We start from the raw sequence: 13,923 nt of genomic DNA, 5'->3' as shown, positions 1-13,923 counted from the left end.
CCTTTAAATTTACTTCGTAGCCACGATCTTAGCTAGATCCACAAGCCTTGTTGAGTAGCCCCACTCGTTGTCGTACCACGCAAAGACCTTCACCATATCATCGGCGATCACCTGCGTAGTGTCGCTAGCCACGATGCTGCTGTATGCGCTCGTGCAAAAGTCGCTACTAACCCTATAATCGTCATCGACGAATAAAATTCCCTTCAAATTCGACTCAGCAGCCGCTCTAAACGCCTCGTTTATCTCCTCTTTACTAGCAGGTCTTTTTAACACCGCCGTTAGATCGACCATAGAAACGTTAGCTACCGGTACGCGCACGCTTTGGCCGTGCATCTTGCCGTTTAACTCTGGAAGTACTTTTGCGATCGCCTTTGCGGCTCCGGTGGTCGTAGGTCCGATATTTAGCGCTGCTGCACGTGAGCGGCGAAAATCTTTAGCTTTTACATCAACTAAGCTCTGACCATTTGTATATGCGTGGATCGTAGTCATTAGCCCCTTTACGATGCCAAATTTATCATTTAGCACCTTTGCCACTGGAGCTAGGCCGTTTGTGGTGCAGCTTGCGTTTGAGACGATCGCTTCGCCTGCGTATTTATCGTCGTTTACGCCGACTACAAATGTCGCCGTATCGTCTTTTGCCGGAGCGCTCATGACGACTTTTTTGATGCCACGAGCTAGATAGGGCTCGCACTTTTCAGTGGTCAAAAACTTACCCGTACACTCCAAAACCACGTCCGCACCGTAGTCTGCGTAGCTAAGCTCGTTTAGATCCCTTGTTGAAAAAACTCTTATCTTTTTGCCGTTTACTTCTATAAAATCGTCGCTTATCACCTTAACGTCTTGCTTAAATTCGCCGTGCACGCTGTCGTATTTGAGCAGATAGCGCGTCATGTCGCGCGTCGCCGTGTCGTTGATAGCGACAAGCTCAACGTCGTCTCGCTCTAAAATAATACGAGCAGCGCACCTGCCGATACGCCCGAAGCCGTTTATTGCTACTTTAACTGACATCTTAGCTCCTTTTGATATAATTACGCCTAATTCTACAAAAAAGAATTTTAAAACAAATATAAACAAGGCACTTTAATAGATGAAGTTAGCACTTTTTGGCGGGAGCTTTGATCCGGTTCATTTAGGACACGATAGCATTGTGAAAATGGCACTAAGCGGCCTTGACATCGACAAGCTCATCATCATGCCAACTTTTATAAGTCCCTTTAAGAGCGAATTTTCAGCTCCGCCAGAGCTTCGCCTAAAGTGGATAAGAGAAATTTGGGGCGGCCTAGAGAAGGTCGAGATCTCAGACTATGAGATAAATTTAGCTCGCCCTGTGCCTACCATAGAGACGGTTAAGTATTTGTATGAGAAATTTAAGATAGAGAAATTTTATCTCATAATAGGCGCAGACCACCTAGCCACGCTTGATAAGTGGCATGGATATGAGGAGCTAAAAAGCTTAGTGCAGTTTGTGATCGCCAAGCGCAATCACATAGAAATTCCGCAAAATTTACAAAAAATGGACGTGCACGTGGATGTTAGCTCGTCGCAGATCAGGCACCAAAAGGGGCTTGATGAGCTGCCTAGCGAGATAAAAGATGAGATTATAAATTTTTACCAAGGATTAAAGATGCAAGAGAGATCGATGCAAGAGCGCACCGAAAGTATAGTTAAGGTTTTAGATGCAAAAAAGGCTGAAGAGATACAAGTGTTTGATATGAGTGGAGATGATTATTTTGTAAAAGCCGTAGTTATCGCTACAACGCTTGGCGAGAGGCACGCTTACTCACTGAGTGAGGATCTAAAAGAGGAGCTTAAGCCTCTTGGAGAGAAATTTATAGGCACGGAGAGTTCACCTGATTGGATCGTGATGGACCTTGGCGACATTTTGATACATCTTTTAAGCCCAGCCTACAGGGCAAAATACAACATCGAAGAGTTTTTGCAAAAGCTAAAAACTAGCAAAGAGTCTTAACAAATATAAGCGAAGAGCAAATAAGCCATAAAAATATAAAAAATGCTAACAAAAATGGCTTTTTGCCCGTCGCTTTAAATATACTCCTATCTATCCCAAACCCCAAAGCACACATCGCAACGCAAAGGCAGATGCTAGCTGCTAGCTTTAAAATTTGCACCAAATTTTCAGGGAAAAATGGCAAAGATCTAACGCAGATCGCCACTAAGAAAAATAGCGCAAACCAAGGTATGCTCTTTAGCTTCGAGCCACCGCTATTTTGGCTTAAATTTAAGAAATTTAGCAAGAACAAAAATGGCACGAGCATGATCACGCGAAGCATTTTTATGATGACGGCAGTGCTACTTGCTGTGCTGTCAAATACTGCTGAAGCTGCAACTACATGGGCTACTTCGTGAAGTGAGCCACCTATAAAAAAGCCGGTTTGGTGCGGTGTGAGAGCTAAAAATTTAGCGATAAATGGATAGATAAACATCCCGATCGTCCCAAAGAGCACTACCGTGCAAATGGCGATAGCAAGCTTGTTTGCGTCTGCTTTTATCTCATTTTGCGTAGCCACAACAGCAGCTGCGCCGCAAATGCTAGCCCCTGAGCCAATGAGCACAGCACTATCTTTGCTAAGCCCCAAGGCTTTAGCAGTAAAAAGCGCAAAGCAAAAGGTCGCAAATACCATAAAAGCTGCATATATCACGCCAAGAGTGCCGACACTTGCGATCTCGCTAAGGCTTATATTAAAGCCAAAAAGTATGATACCAAGCCTTAAAATTTGCTTCCCAGCGATCGCTACGACGCCACTACTTTTTAAAATTTGAGTTTGTTTGATAAAAAGATTTGCAAAAATGGCACCTAAAACGATAGAGATGATGAGCGGGCTGGTGTGAAATTTAGCTAAAATCGTGTTTGAGAGCGCAAAAGAAATGGCAGAGATCAGCGCTAAAACAAGCACAGCGAAAAATTTATGAGACATATTTTAACCTTAATCTATTTTTTAAAAATGCAATTAGCACGTTTGGGTATAATTAGACGAATTTTATAATGCAAATTTAAAATAAAGATAAAGGGATAGGACTATGATCATCCTTGGCGAAAAATATGCTTTTACCAGCCTAGAACTAGAAAGGCTTAGAAAGAAATTTGGTCAAGTAAATTTTTTATCCCATGAAAATAGCGACGCAAAGGCCTTACGAAGCGCACTAGAAAATCTCATAAAATCAGGTGATCAAAGGCTGATCGTACTAAATACCGCAAAGCCAGTTGATAGTAAATTGGTTAGATTTCTCACGCTTTTGCAGTTTAAAACGAAGTATAAAAAGATAAAATTTTTAAATGTAGAGAATTTTTTAGAAATTTATCTGCACAAATGTTATATCCCAGAAAATGGGGAAAATCTTAATTTTTTAGATGAGATAAGGCCTTATGGTGCCTTTGATTACGCACTGAAGCGAATGATCGATTATGCAAGCTGCTTAATACTTTTTATCTTGCTTTTTGGCCTAAAATTTTATGTAAAAAGAAAGATAGACGAGCAATCGCCTGGAAGTCTTTACTTTTTACAAAGTAGAGTTGGGCTAGATAACAAGGAATTTGAGTGTATAAAATTTCGCTCGATGATGGAAAATGCCGAGAAAGATGGGGCAAAATTTGCTAGTGAAAATGATGAGAGAGTGTTTGAATTTGGCGAATTTATGCGAAAAACTCGTATAGACGAGGTGCCGCAGTGTATAAATGTCTTTCGAGGACAAATGCATCTGATAGGTCCAAGGCCTGAGCGAAGACACTGGATAAATTTCTTTGAAAAAGAGATCCCTTACTACAATGAACGCCACATCGTTCGCCCAGGGATTACTGGCTGGGCGCAGGTAAACTACCCTTATGGCTCAAATACACACGACGCCAAACAAAAACTAATGTATGATCTTTACTACATCAAACACTGGTCGCTTTGGCTGGAGATAAAGATCATAGTAAAAACTATTGCAATTGTATTTGAGAAAAAAGGTGTTTAAATTCTCAAGAGCATCATGAGTTTGAGATATTTTTAAATAAACATTTTTTCAAATTTAATTTTGTTGCTTTTAGCCAAAATAAATGTAAATTCTACATCCTATCTTTAGCTGTAATTCCCATTATATTAAATGCTGTTTTTATCGAGATAGCGACAACTGCAAAAACTTTTAGCAAGCTATCTTCGTTTTCGTTTCCAACCACACGGTTTTCATTATAAAATTTATGAAAGCTAGCAGCCAGCGACTTCAGATAGTCTGGGATCTTTTGAAGCTGCCTTGAGATAAAAGCATCCTCTAAAATTTCAGGTAAGATTAGCGCCTCAAAAAGTAAATTTTTAGCATTTTCATCTAGGCATTCAAAGTTTGCATTGATTACATCTTGAACATTTTTCCCAGCCTTTGCAAAGACTTGATTTATCCTAGCATGAGCATAGTTTATATAAAAGATAGGATTTGAGCTATCTTCTTTTTTAAGCTCATCCACGTCAAATTCCAAATTACTTGTGTTTGCCTTGCTTATAAAGATAAATCTAAGCGCCTCAGCACCGATCTCACTTACGATATCGCTCATCAGTACAGCATTACCAGCGCGCTTGCTCATCTTGTATGGCTTACCATCTTTTAGCAGACTAACCATCTGCATAAGTATTACTTCAAGCTTATTTTCATCGTATCCAAGAAAATTTATCGCAGCCTTTAACCTTGCGATATATCCGTGATGGTCAGCACCCCAAATGTTTATGTAGTGGTCAAAATTTTTCTCAAATTTAGCATTATGATAAATGATGTCACCAGCTAGATATGTCGGTCTGCCGTCATTTCTAACCACAACCCTATCATTATCATCGCCAAGTGTGGTCGAAGCGATATAAGTAGCGCCCTCTTTTTCGTACATTTGATTTGAACGTTTTAGCTTGTTTATAGTTGGCTCTAGGCCATCATAAAGAGCCTTCTCACTAGCCCAGCTCTCTATAAATATCCCAACGTCCGCTAAATCTTTTTTAATGATCTCAAGCACGATATCCTTGCCAAACTCGGCAAGCTCGAGATTTCTGCTCTCGTCATAAAAAATTTCCTTGCCAAATTTCTCATTTGCAAGCCTAGCAATATCTAAAATATAATCTCCGCGGTAGTATTTCTCTGGATAGACGATGCTTTCATTAAAAAGCTGCTCTTTTGCCGCAAGCGATATAGAAGTGCCAAGCAGGTCGATTTGATTACCAGCATCGTTTATATAGTATTCTGTTGAGATAGCGTAGCCAAGTCTTTTACCAAGTCTTGCCAAAGTATCACCATAAACTGCACCTCTAACGTGTCCGATGTGAAGTGGTCCAGTTGGATTTGCACTGATGTATTCTATTAAATAGCTATTTTTTTTCGCATCTTCTTTTGCAAAATTTTCGCTATCTAGCAAAATTTGCTTTGAAATTTCATCTAAAAACTCGCTTTTTAGCTTGAAATTTAAGTAGCCACTTACTGCACTAGCTTCAACTATTTTGTTATCACCAAATTTATCGGCAAACTCGCTAGCTATCATAGCTGGAGACTTTCTTAGCTCCTTTGCGAGGCTAAAAAGTGGCGTAGCATAGTGGGCTAAATTTTTATCCTTTGGCTTTTCAAGCACAAATTCACGCTCTAAAACCTTTGAAATTTCAGTTTTTATTTTATTTTTCAACTCTAAAACCTATGCGTTTTTAGTTGTTTCTTCTATTTTTTGACTATTGGTATTCTCTTCTTTATGCTCGACTTTCTCACTTTTTTCAGGTGTTGTATCTTCCATCTCAGCCTTAAAAGTCTTTATGCCTTTGCCTAGTCCTTTTGCAAGTTCTGGGATCTTCTTTGCTCCAAAAAGTAAAACAATAATCGCTAAAACAACTAGCCAGTGACCAATACTAAAAGAACCCATTTTTTCTCCTCAATAAATTTTTCAAAATGTTATCATAAATTCCTGAATTTCTAGCAATCTATCCACTCATCAATAACGCGTCTTAAGTCTATTTTCGTACTTTTTAACCTCATCGCTCTAAGAATTGATTTTAGGCCTTTATAACTCTTTTCAATGTCGTCATTTACTAAAAAATAATCATATTCTAAGATGTGCTCCATCTCACCAACTGCGTTCATTAGGCGATTTTCTATCGTTTCATCGCTATCAGTTCCGCGGTTTTTCAAGCGTTTTTTAAGCTCTTTTTTATTTGCAGTCGTGATAAAAACTGAAGTTATGTAGCTTTTAAATTTTTCAAGTGCGATATGAAAGCCTTGCACATCAATATCAAATATAACTATCTTCCCAGCCTCAAGTGCTGCCAAAACAGGCTTTAGGCTCGTTCCATAATAGTTTTTATGCACCTGCGCCCACTCTAAAAATTCGCCCTTTTCTATGCCGCTTTTAAACTCATCTTCTTTTATAAAATAGTAATCAACTCCATCGACTTCGCCTTCTCTTTTTGCCCTTGTCGTGCTTGAAATAGAAAAATAAAGATCCTTCTCTTCCTTTAAAAGACGGCCCAAAAGCGTACTTTTCCCACTTCCACTAGGCCCAGAAACTACTAAAATTTGTCCTTGCAACTACTTTTCCTCAAAACTTATATTTATCTTTATGTTCATATCTTTTAGCACATCTCTTAGCGAGCTTTCATTTAACGACTCATGGACGTGTTTTGTGATCTTTTTGGTTAGCTCTTCTTTATAGTCAGCATCGATTTTTGTTTCATCGCATGAGCTAGTTTGTAGCGCATTATTTAATCCAAATGCTGCTTGCATCGTATTTTCATCTATTTCTTCAATAGACGCTACATCAAAATTTGGGCTACCCAACGTCTCTTCTTTAAAATTTTCTTCCTCAAATACCTCATCTACCATACATAGATCTTCTTGAGCAAGGACTTCTTCAGAAATTTCTTCATGATCTTCTTTAGCTGGCTCTTTTTCAAGGTCTATATCTTCGCCCAAAGAAATTTCCTCTGCTTCTTTGGTAGATTCTTCATCTCTATCTTCCTCTAAATTTTGGCTAGCTTCATCTATCAAATTTGCCTCGCTGCTTTCAGGCTCAAAATTTTCATCATTGCCAAAATCTGTCTCTAGCTCATCAAAATTTTCGCTATCTTCGCTAGATTCTTCGTTTAGCTCTTTATCCAAAGACTCGATCTCGCTGAGCTCTTTTTTACTTTGACTTATATCATCTACAAAATCTTCATTAAGCTCGGCAGTTTCTAAATTTTGAGAATTTTGCTCGACCATTTTATCAAGCTCGTTTTTAGCCTCTTCATCAGCCAAGTCGCTCTCACCCATATCATCTATCTCATCCACAAGTGAACTAAGCTCATCAAAGTCATTGCTATGCTCTTCTTTTATCACAGGCAGCTCATTGTTTTGCTCTAAGGATTTATCCATATCTTCTGAATCAGCCATATATTTGCTAGCTATGTCATTTATAATATCATCATCTATGAGTTCAGTGTCTGTTTCATCAAAACTGATATCTTTATCCTTTAAATCCTCGGTCTCTAGTTCACTTAGCTCCTCTTTTAAAAACTCATCGTCTAAAGCCTCATTATCAAAATTCTCTGCTTCATCATCTTCTTTTGTTAAATTTTCAAGACCCATATCAATTTCTGGAAGCTCAAAATTTTCTAAATCATCAAAGTTTTTATTGCTTTCGTCAAAGTCATTAAAATTTGCAGGCTCATCTAGTCCAAGCTCAAGTTCTTTATCATTGTCAGTATTTTTGTTTTGTTCAAATAAACTAATAAATTCTGTTGGTAAAAAGGGCTTTTCAAGCATAACATCAGCAAAATCTGGCTTTTCACCGCCTCTAGGTGCTAGATACATTATCTTTTGATTTAAATTAACATCGCTGCTATCCATATCACTATCGATGATAATATAATCAAATTGATCTCCAACACTATTAATATCGTCAAATTCGCTATATTCTATGCCTAGCTTATTTAAACTTAACGTTATAAGGCGAGAAACTGCTGGGTTTTTATTTACAAGTGCAACTTTCATAATCCCTCCTTGAAGAGCTTGAGGCTGTATTTTATGATAAATTTCATTGCTATTTACTTAAAAAAATAGTGCTGGCATATCGTTTAAAATCTGCACCATCATATCAGTTATGATTTTTATAATGCCAGCTAAAATAGCTATCAAAACCGAAAAGCCAATACTTACCTTAATAGGATAACCAACGACCAATAGGTTAAATTGTGGCATAGTTTTCATAAGCATGCCAAAAATAGCATCCGAAAGTATAGAAAGCGCAATAATAGGAAAAGCTAGAACAAATCCAAACATAAAAAGATTGCCAAAAAGCTTTAGAGTGTAGCTCATCACACCACTCCTTGGATAAAAATCTCCAAGCGGTATAGCTGAAAGTGAAGTGGAATAAAACTGTAATATTAAATGGTGTCCATCAAGCATCAAAAATGCAAGAAGCGCGATAAAATTTAGAATATTTGCGATCACTGGCGAATTTGTACCAGTTTGCGGATCAAGCACTGAAGCCATCGAAAAACCCATAATCATCGAGATCTGCTCGCCAGCCATTTGAAGTATGGCAAAAACGATATTTAGCAAAAGTCCAGCACAAAGTCCGAGCATGGCCTCACTTAAAATTTCCATAATCAAAAAATTTATAGCGTGCTCATGGGCGTGTGAGAGCGGAAAAAGCACAACACAAAGAGCAAAAACTAGCAAAGTTTTTACGCTAAGCGGGATTTGATTGTGAGAAAAGAATGGAAAAAATACGATAAGCCCACTAAGACGTGCAAAAAGGAGCATAAAGGTTATGACTTTATCCGCTCCAAAAAACTCGACTAGCTCCATTATTTTATATTAACGCCTCGTCCATCTCAGCTGGAATTTCAAGCCCCATGATCTTTAAAACACTAGGAGCGATATTGTTTAGACCGCCGTTTTTTACTTTTTTTACACCATCAGCCATCACAAAACAAAAGACATCATAAGTCGTGTGGTTTGTCAGTAGCTCACCGCTGCTATCACGCATCTCTTCGCAGTTTCCGTGATCGCTCGTGATGATCATAGCGTAGTTTTTCTCTTTTGCTTTGGCGTAAATCTCTCCAAGAGCTGCATCCACTGCTTCGACTGCTTTTATAGCGGCCTCGTAGTTGCCAGTGTGCCCCACCATATCGCCATTTGCGAAATTTACCACGATAAAGTCTTGCTCGTCATCCATACCTTTTAGCACGGCTTTGCAAACCTCAGCAGCGCTCATCTCTGGCTTTTCGTCGTAGGTTTTTACTTTTGGACTAGGGATGAGCACCCTCGTTTCGTTGCTGGCTAATTCTTCGACGCCACCATTAAAGAAAAATGTTACGTGGGCGTATTTTTCAGTCTCAGCCGTGTGAAGCTGCCTTAGCCCAGCCGCTGCTATCACCTCGCTTAGGGTATTTTTTATCTTTTCATTTTTAAATAGCACTTCAAATTTAAAATTTGCGTCGTATTCGGTCATGGTGATTAGATTTTTGATAGCAAAAGGTCGCTCAAACTCGCTAAATTTCTCCTCGCCTAGAGCCTGGCATATCTCTCTTGCTCTATCATTTCTAAAATTTATTACAATCACGCCGTCATCTTCGCCTATGCCTTTAAAGCCATTAAAGCTCGCTGGCTTTACAAACTCATCTGTTACGCCCTCATCGTAGCTTTTTTGTAGATACTCACTTGGCATTAAGCTACTTAAATTTGCTCCATTTACCAAGCTATCATAGGCCTCTTTTACGCGCTCCCAGCGTTTATCTCTATCCATCGCGTAAAATCTTCCACAAACGGTAGCTACCTTAAATTTAGCCTCCAAGCTTTTTATAAAATTTATACCGCTATTTGGGTTAACATCGCGTCCGTCGGTGATAGCATGGGCAAAAACTTCGCAGCCATTTTTGCTAGCAAGCTCACACATACCGTCAAAATGCTCCATATGTGAGTGCACGCCGCCATCACTATAAAGCCCTATGACGTGGATCTTTTTGCACTTTTTAAAAAGAGCTTTTAGCGCTTCGTTTTCTGCTATCGAGCCATCGGCAAAACTACGTGAAATTTTAACCAAATTTTGATACAAAACTCGTCCGCTTCCTATGCACATATGCCCTACTTCGCTGTTTCCCATCTGCCCTTCAGGTAGTCCCACAGCGTTTCCAGAAGTTTTTATGAGCGAGTTTGGAATTTCTTTAAAAAATTTCTCGTAATTTGGCTTTTTAGCCGCCTCAAATGCGTTAAATTTAACGCTTTTATTAAATCCAATACCATCAGTTATTATTAAAATAGTTTTTTGACTCATTTTGAAAATTTATCCTTAATTTTAGATAATTTTTAAGGCCATTATACTAAAATTGCTTTTTTTAAAAATAAAGGCTCTCATGTTTTACTATATCTATGAAATTTTAAATTTTAATATCTTTCAATACATCACCGTCCGTGCTGGTATCGCTTTTTTCATCGCTTTTACACTCACAGCTTATTTGATGCCCAAATTTATCACTTGGGCAAAGGCAAAAAACGCCGCCCAGCCTATCTACGAGCTTGCCCCACAAACTCACCAAAAAAAGGCCAAAACGCCAACCATGGGCGGACTTGTCTTTGTCTTCACAGCCGTACTTTCCACGGTAATTTGCGCAAGGCTTGATAACGCATTTGTCTTAACATCGCTCTTTTGCCTAGTTTGCTTTACGCTGCTTGGCTACAAGGACGATTACAGTAAAATTTTAGGAGCAAAAAATCACGCCGGCCTAAGCCCAAAAGCAAAGCTCTTTTTTCAGTTTTTAATAGCCTTTGTAATTTCTGTTTTTTTATATGCAAGTCACGAGCTTAGCACCGAGTTTTATCTACCTTTTTTTAAGCAACCTATTTTAGATTTAAAAATTTTTGCCATTTTCTTTTGGACACTGGTCATAGTCGCTGCTTCAAATTCAGTAAATTTAACAGACGGGCTTGACGGGCTAGCTACTGTGCCATCTATATTTTCGCTTCTAACTCTTGGCGTTTTTGCTTATATCTGCGGACACGCTGTCTTTAGCTCATATTTACTCTTGCCAAAGATCATAGGTGTTGGTGAAAGCGTTGTTGTCTCTTCAGCCCTAATTGGCTCATTGATGGGCTTTTTATGGTTTAACTGCCATCCAGCTGAAGTCTTTATGGGCGATAGCGGTAGCTTAAGCGTTGGAGCATATATCGGTTTTATGGGTGTTGCGACCAAAAATGAAATCTTACTCATTATCATCGGACTCATATTTGTCGTTGAGACCCTAAGCGTCATCTTGCAAGTGGGAAGCTTTAAAATTTTCAAACGCAGAATTTTTCTCATGGCGCCTATACATCACCATTTTGAGATAAAAGGCTGGGCGGAAAATAAGATCATCGTTCGCTTTTGGATCATCGCACTTTTAGCAAATCTAATCGCATTAACTGCGCTAAAGATCAGATAAGGAAAGCCATGAGAAAATCGCTATTTGGCTACGGTGGCACGATAAAAGCGATCGCAAAAAATTTCACAAAAGATGGCCTTTGGGATATCTATGATGATAAATTTAGTGAAATTTCAAAAGATGAGTTTGGCAACACCCTTTTGCCAGTTAGCGAATTTGATCCAGCAAAAAGCGGCCTAGAGATACCAAGCCCAGGTATCCCGCCTCATCACGAGCTTATTAAAAAAGCTAGAAATTTGGTAAGCGAGTATGACTATTTTTATGAAATTTATAAAGAAAATCTGCCATTTAATATCTGGATAAGTGGCACAAACGGCAAGACTACGACAACCAAGATGACACAGCACCTACTAGAGAGCAAGGGCTCAGTCATGGGCGGTAATGTTGGTATTGCACTAGCAAATTTAGATCCGTACGCTAAAATTTGGATACTTGAGACTAGCTCATTTACCCTGCACTACACAAACCGCGCTACACCTGGCATCTACGTGCTTTTGCCCATCACTCCAGATCATTTAAGCTGGCATGGAGACATGAGCGAATACGAAAAGGCTAAGCTAAAGCCACTTGCTAGCATGAGCGAAAGTAGCGTGGCGATCGTGCCTGAAATTTACGCCAGCACACCAACAAAGGCAAAAGTGATCGCTTACAAAGATGAGAGCGATCTGGCTAAATTTTGCGGTGTAAGCATAGATGATATAAATTTCAAAACGCCATTTTTGCTTGACGCGTTGCTAGCACTTGCGGTAGAGAAAATTTTATTTGACCGCTGCGATGTCGCGCTTTTAAATACCTTCGTCATCGAGGCAAACAAGCTCGAGGAATTTAACGATAAAAATGGCAGAATCTGGGTCAATGACACAAAAGCGACTAACATAGACGCGAGCATACAGGCCGTTAAACGCTACAAAGATCATTTCATACATCTAATACTTGGTGGCGATGATAAGGGTGTTGATATGACGCCACTTTTTGAAGGCTTAAAGAGTTTAAGAGTAAAAATTTACGCCATTGGCTCAAATAGTGACAAACTCATGAAATTAGCGACTAAATTTGGCATACCAGCCTTAAAATGCGACTTTTTGCAAAATGCTGTCAATGAGATAAATAAAGAGCTAAAGACCAGCGAGATAGCGCTTCTAAGCCCGGCAGCTGCGAGCCTTGATCAGTTTAAGAGTTATGCTGAGCGAGGCGATAAATTTAAAGAGTTTATAAAGGCACTTTAAATTTACAAGCCCTTTTAAATAGTCTTGTCAAAAATAAAAACATACAAATTTATATTTTTGACATAAATTTTTACTATAAAGTTTTATTGTTGAATACTTTTTAAGTTTGTGCTAATATTTAGCAAAAATTTCTAAGGAAGTTTAATGCCTCTAACGCCCAGAAATGATGTAAATTTTAAAAGAAATTTAATAGATATCATAAAATTTTCATATGGCAATGACATAAGCAGACCATTTATATCTAACAACAAACTACTCATTGGATATGGCTTTAGTCTAAAAGATGATATAGAACTTATTTGTGCTCAAATTTATAAAAATAACAAAGACAAAGTCATAAAAGATATCAAGCAAACTATTGCTAACACCACGAGTAAGACTACCATAGAAAAGATAGACACAGATGAACTTTTTAAAAAGATAAATGATGCCGCAAAAGGGGCTTATGCAAAGTCTGGAGGTTCCGATACTTTACCTGAGTTTGAATTTAGCTCGGAAGATCAGCTAAATACCATCTTGGAGCAAAAGCTTACGCCGCTAATCCAAGAGATAAATCAAAAATTAAACAACTCTCCACTTAAAAATTTACAAGCCGTTTCACTTACTTCAGATACACAAAACAGTCAAATCTCAAGAGAGCATGTCGCGCTTTTAGCACTTCTTTATATCAGCAAAAAAAGTAATATTGATCCATCCCTAGCAAGCTACATCAAAAGCAAAAATCGTTTTAAGGCTTGGTTTTGGCTAGCATATGAGAGCTTTAGTGATGAAGCAAGCAATAAAATATCTCTTTTGCGAGAAAAAATTTCAAATCAGTTTGGGCTTTATGAAAGTGATGAACAAAATGTTAATTTTGCCGAGTGCATAGATGTTTTTAGTCATTTAAATATATCCAAAGCAAAATATAAATCAAAAAATCAAAACAATAAAGAGATCATCCAAAACGTCACTCATTTAGAATTTATGAAGCTTCAAGAAAATGAGTCAAATTTAAACGCATCAGATGTATCAAAGTGCGAGGCTTTATTTCAGCCATTTGTTACAAAGATAAATTCTTTACTAAGCACTCAAAGCACAAAGATCTTTAACCTTGAAAACGTATACTGCGTAAATTTAGTCAGCTCAAATGCCTCAAATACTTCAAGAATAAATAAGCTCTTAAGGCAAAGAGAGGAGGAATTTTACAAACAAGAAAATATACTCTTGCTATGTCCAAGGAAGATGACGACTCCTATTAGAGTCTTTCAACCTAAAAAGAGCGAATTTACCGTTGTGCTAGC

13 protein-coding genes are annotated in these 13,923 nt (G+C 38.4%); 5 read left to right on the top strand and 8 right to left on the bottom strand.

Annotated elements, in window-relative coordinates:
• Nucleotides 1–9 precede the first annotated feature (9 nt).
• Nucleotides 10–1,008 (bottom strand): type I glyceraldehyde-3-phosphate dehydrogenase, encoded by a 999-nt coding sequence (gene gap, locus A3854_RS02300; RefSeq protein WP_084041155.1) that lies wholly within the window; start codon nucleotides 1,006–1,008, stop codon nucleotides 10–12.
• A gap of 79 nt (nucleotides 1,009–1,087) precedes the next feature.
• Here gap and nadD point away from each other — a divergent pair, with 79 nt between their 5' ends.
• Nucleotides 1,088–1,969 carry a nicotinate (nicotinamide) nucleotide adenylyltransferase gene (gene nadD / locus A3854_RS02295; protein WP_084041154.1) on the top strand — a complete coding sequence of 294 codons (882 nt, stop codon included), beginning with the start codon at nucleotides 1,088–1,090 and terminating at the stop codon, nucleotides 1,967–1,969.
• Here nadD and A3854_RS02290 read toward each other — a convergent pair.
• Nucleotides 1,953–2,936, bottom strand: coding sequence for a YeiH family protein (locus A3854_RS02290; RefSeq protein ID WP_084041153.1), 984 nt, complete (start codon nucleotides 2,934–2,936; stop codon nucleotides 1,953–1,955). The two genes, nadD and A3854_RS02290, sit on opposite strands and share 17 nt — an antisense overlap.
• Before the next feature lie 103 nt (nucleotides 2,937–3,039).
• Between A3854_RS02290 and A3854_RS02285 the strand changes: the two genes are divergently transcribed.
• Nucleotides 3,040–3,975, top strand: coding sequence for a sugar transferase (locus A3854_RS02285; RefSeq protein ID WP_084041152.1), 936 nt, complete (start codon nucleotides 3,040–3,042; stop codon nucleotides 3,973–3,975).
• 91 nt (nucleotides 3,976–4,066) lie between these two features.
• On the opposite strand, the gene argS is transcribed toward A3854_RS02285, so the two are convergent.
• The 6 genes from argS to gpmI are packed head-to-tail and all read right to left on the bottom strand — an operon-like array spanning nucleotide 4,067 to nucleotide 10,273.
• A complete protein-coding gene (argS, locus tag A3854_RS02280; protein WP_084041151.1) occupies nucleotides 4,067–5,650 on the bottom strand; it encodes an arginine--tRNA ligase in 1,584 nt (527 codons plus the stop codon).
• A gap of 9 nt (nucleotides 5,651–5,659) precedes the next feature.
• Nucleotides 5,660–5,881, bottom strand: coding sequence for a Sec-independent protein translocase subunit TatA/TatB (locus tag A3854_RS02275; RefSeq protein WP_084041150.1), 222 nt, complete (start codon nucleotides 5,879–5,881; stop codon nucleotides 5,660–5,662).
• 50 nt (nucleotides 5,882–5,931) lie between these two features.
• The gene (gene gmk, locus A3854_RS02270) at nucleotides 5,932–6,543 is read right to left on the bottom strand and encodes a guanylate kinase (RefSeq protein ID WP_084041149.1); all 612 of its coding nucleotides are present in this window, start codon (nucleotides 6,541–6,543) and stop codon (nucleotides 5,932–5,934) included.
• The gene (locus A3854_RS02265) at nucleotides 6,544–7,986 is read right to left on the bottom strand and encodes a hypothetical protein (protein WP_084041148.1); all 1,443 of its coding nucleotides are present in this window, start codon (nucleotides 7,984–7,986) and stop codon (nucleotides 6,544–6,546) included.
• A gap of 57 nt (nucleotides 7,987–8,043) precedes the next feature.
• Nucleotides 8,044–8,805, bottom strand: a complete 762-nt coding sequence (gene fliR / locus A3854_RS02260; RefSeq protein WP_084041147.1) for a flagellar biosynthetic protein FliR — start codon at nucleotides 8,803–8,805, stop codon at nucleotides 8,044–8,046.
• A gap of 4 nt (nucleotides 8,806–8,809) precedes the next feature.
• A complete protein-coding gene (gene gpmI / locus A3854_RS02255) occupies nucleotides 8,810–10,273 on the bottom strand; it encodes a 2,3-bisphosphoglycerate-independent phosphoglycerate mutase (protein WP_084041146.1) in 1,464 nt (487 codons plus the stop codon).
• A 79-nt stretch (nucleotides 10,274–10,352) separates the two neighbouring features.
• Here gpmI and mraY point away from each other — a divergent pair, with 79 nt between their 5' ends.
• The 3 genes from mraY to A3854_RS02240 form a co-directional block, all read left to right on the top strand.
• A complete protein-coding gene (gene mraY / locus A3854_RS02250; protein ID WP_084041145.1) occupies nucleotides 10,353–11,417 on the top strand; it encodes a phospho-N-acetylmuramoyl-pentapeptide-transferase in 1,065 nt (354 codons plus the stop codon).
• An 8-nt stretch (nucleotides 11,418–11,425) separates the two neighbouring features.
• On the top strand, nucleotides 11,426–12,643 hold the full coding sequence (gene murD, locus A3854_RS02245) for a UDP-N-acetylmuramoyl-L-alanine--D-glutamate ligase (RefSeq protein WP_084041144.1): 1,218 nt from the start codon (nucleotides 11,426–11,428) through the stop codon (nucleotides 12,641–12,643).
• 144 nt (nucleotides 12,644–12,787) lie between these two features.
• A partial coding sequence (locus A3854_RS02240; RefSeq protein ID WP_141081821.1) for a hypothetical protein occupies nucleotides 12,788–13,923 on the top strand: 1,136 nt, incomplete at its 3' end.

The organism is Campylobacter concisus, from assembly GCF_002092845.1.
Classification (GTDB): domain Bacteria; phylum Campylobacterota; class Campylobacteria; order Campylobacterales; family Campylobacteraceae; genus Campylobacter_A; species Campylobacter_A concisus_AQ.
The sequence above is the reverse complement of the archived record's forward strand: the minus strand, read 5'-3'. Positions and strand labels throughout refer to the sequence as shown.

Excerpts from the sequence above, each read along its gene's own strand:
- gap (WP_084041155.1), bottom strand. The coding sequence starts at position 1,008 with ATGTCAGTTAAAGTAGCAATAAACGGCTTCGGGCGTATCGGCAGGTGC.
- nadD (WP_084041154.1), top strand. The coding sequence starts at position 1,088 with ATGAAGTTAGCACTTTTTGGCGGGAGCTTTGATCCGGTTCATTTAGGA.
- A3854_RS02290 (WP_084041153.1), bottom strand. The coding sequence starts at position 2,936 with ATGTCTCATAAATTTTTCGCTGTGCTTGTTTTAGCGCTGATCTCTGCC.
- A3854_RS02285 (WP_084041152.1), top strand. The coding sequence starts at position 3,040 with ATGATCATCCTTGGCGAAAAATATGCTTTTACCAGCCTAGAACTAGAA.
- A3854_RS02275 (WP_084041150.1), bottom strand. The coding sequence starts at position 5,881 with ATGGGTTCTTTTAGTATTGGTCACTGGCTAGTTGTTTTAGCGATTATT.
- A3854_RS02265 (WP_084041148.1), bottom strand. The coding sequence starts at position 7,986 with ATGAAAGTTGCACTTGTAAATAAAAACCCAGCAGTTTCTCGCCTTATA.
- fliR (WP_084041147.1), bottom strand. The coding sequence starts at position 8,805 with ATGGAGCTAGTCGAGTTTTTTGGAGCGGATAAAGTCATAACCTTTATG.
- gpmI (WP_084041146.1), bottom strand. The coding sequence starts at position 10,273 with ATGAGTCAAAAAACTATTTTAATAATAACTGATGGTATTGGATTTAAT.
- mraY (WP_084041145.1), top strand. The coding sequence starts at position 10,353 with ATGTTTTACTATATCTATGAAATTTTAAATTTTAATATCTTTCAATAC.
- murD (WP_084041144.1), top strand. The coding sequence starts at position 11,426 with ATGAGAAAATCGCTATTTGGCTACGGTGGCACGATAAAAGCGATCGCA.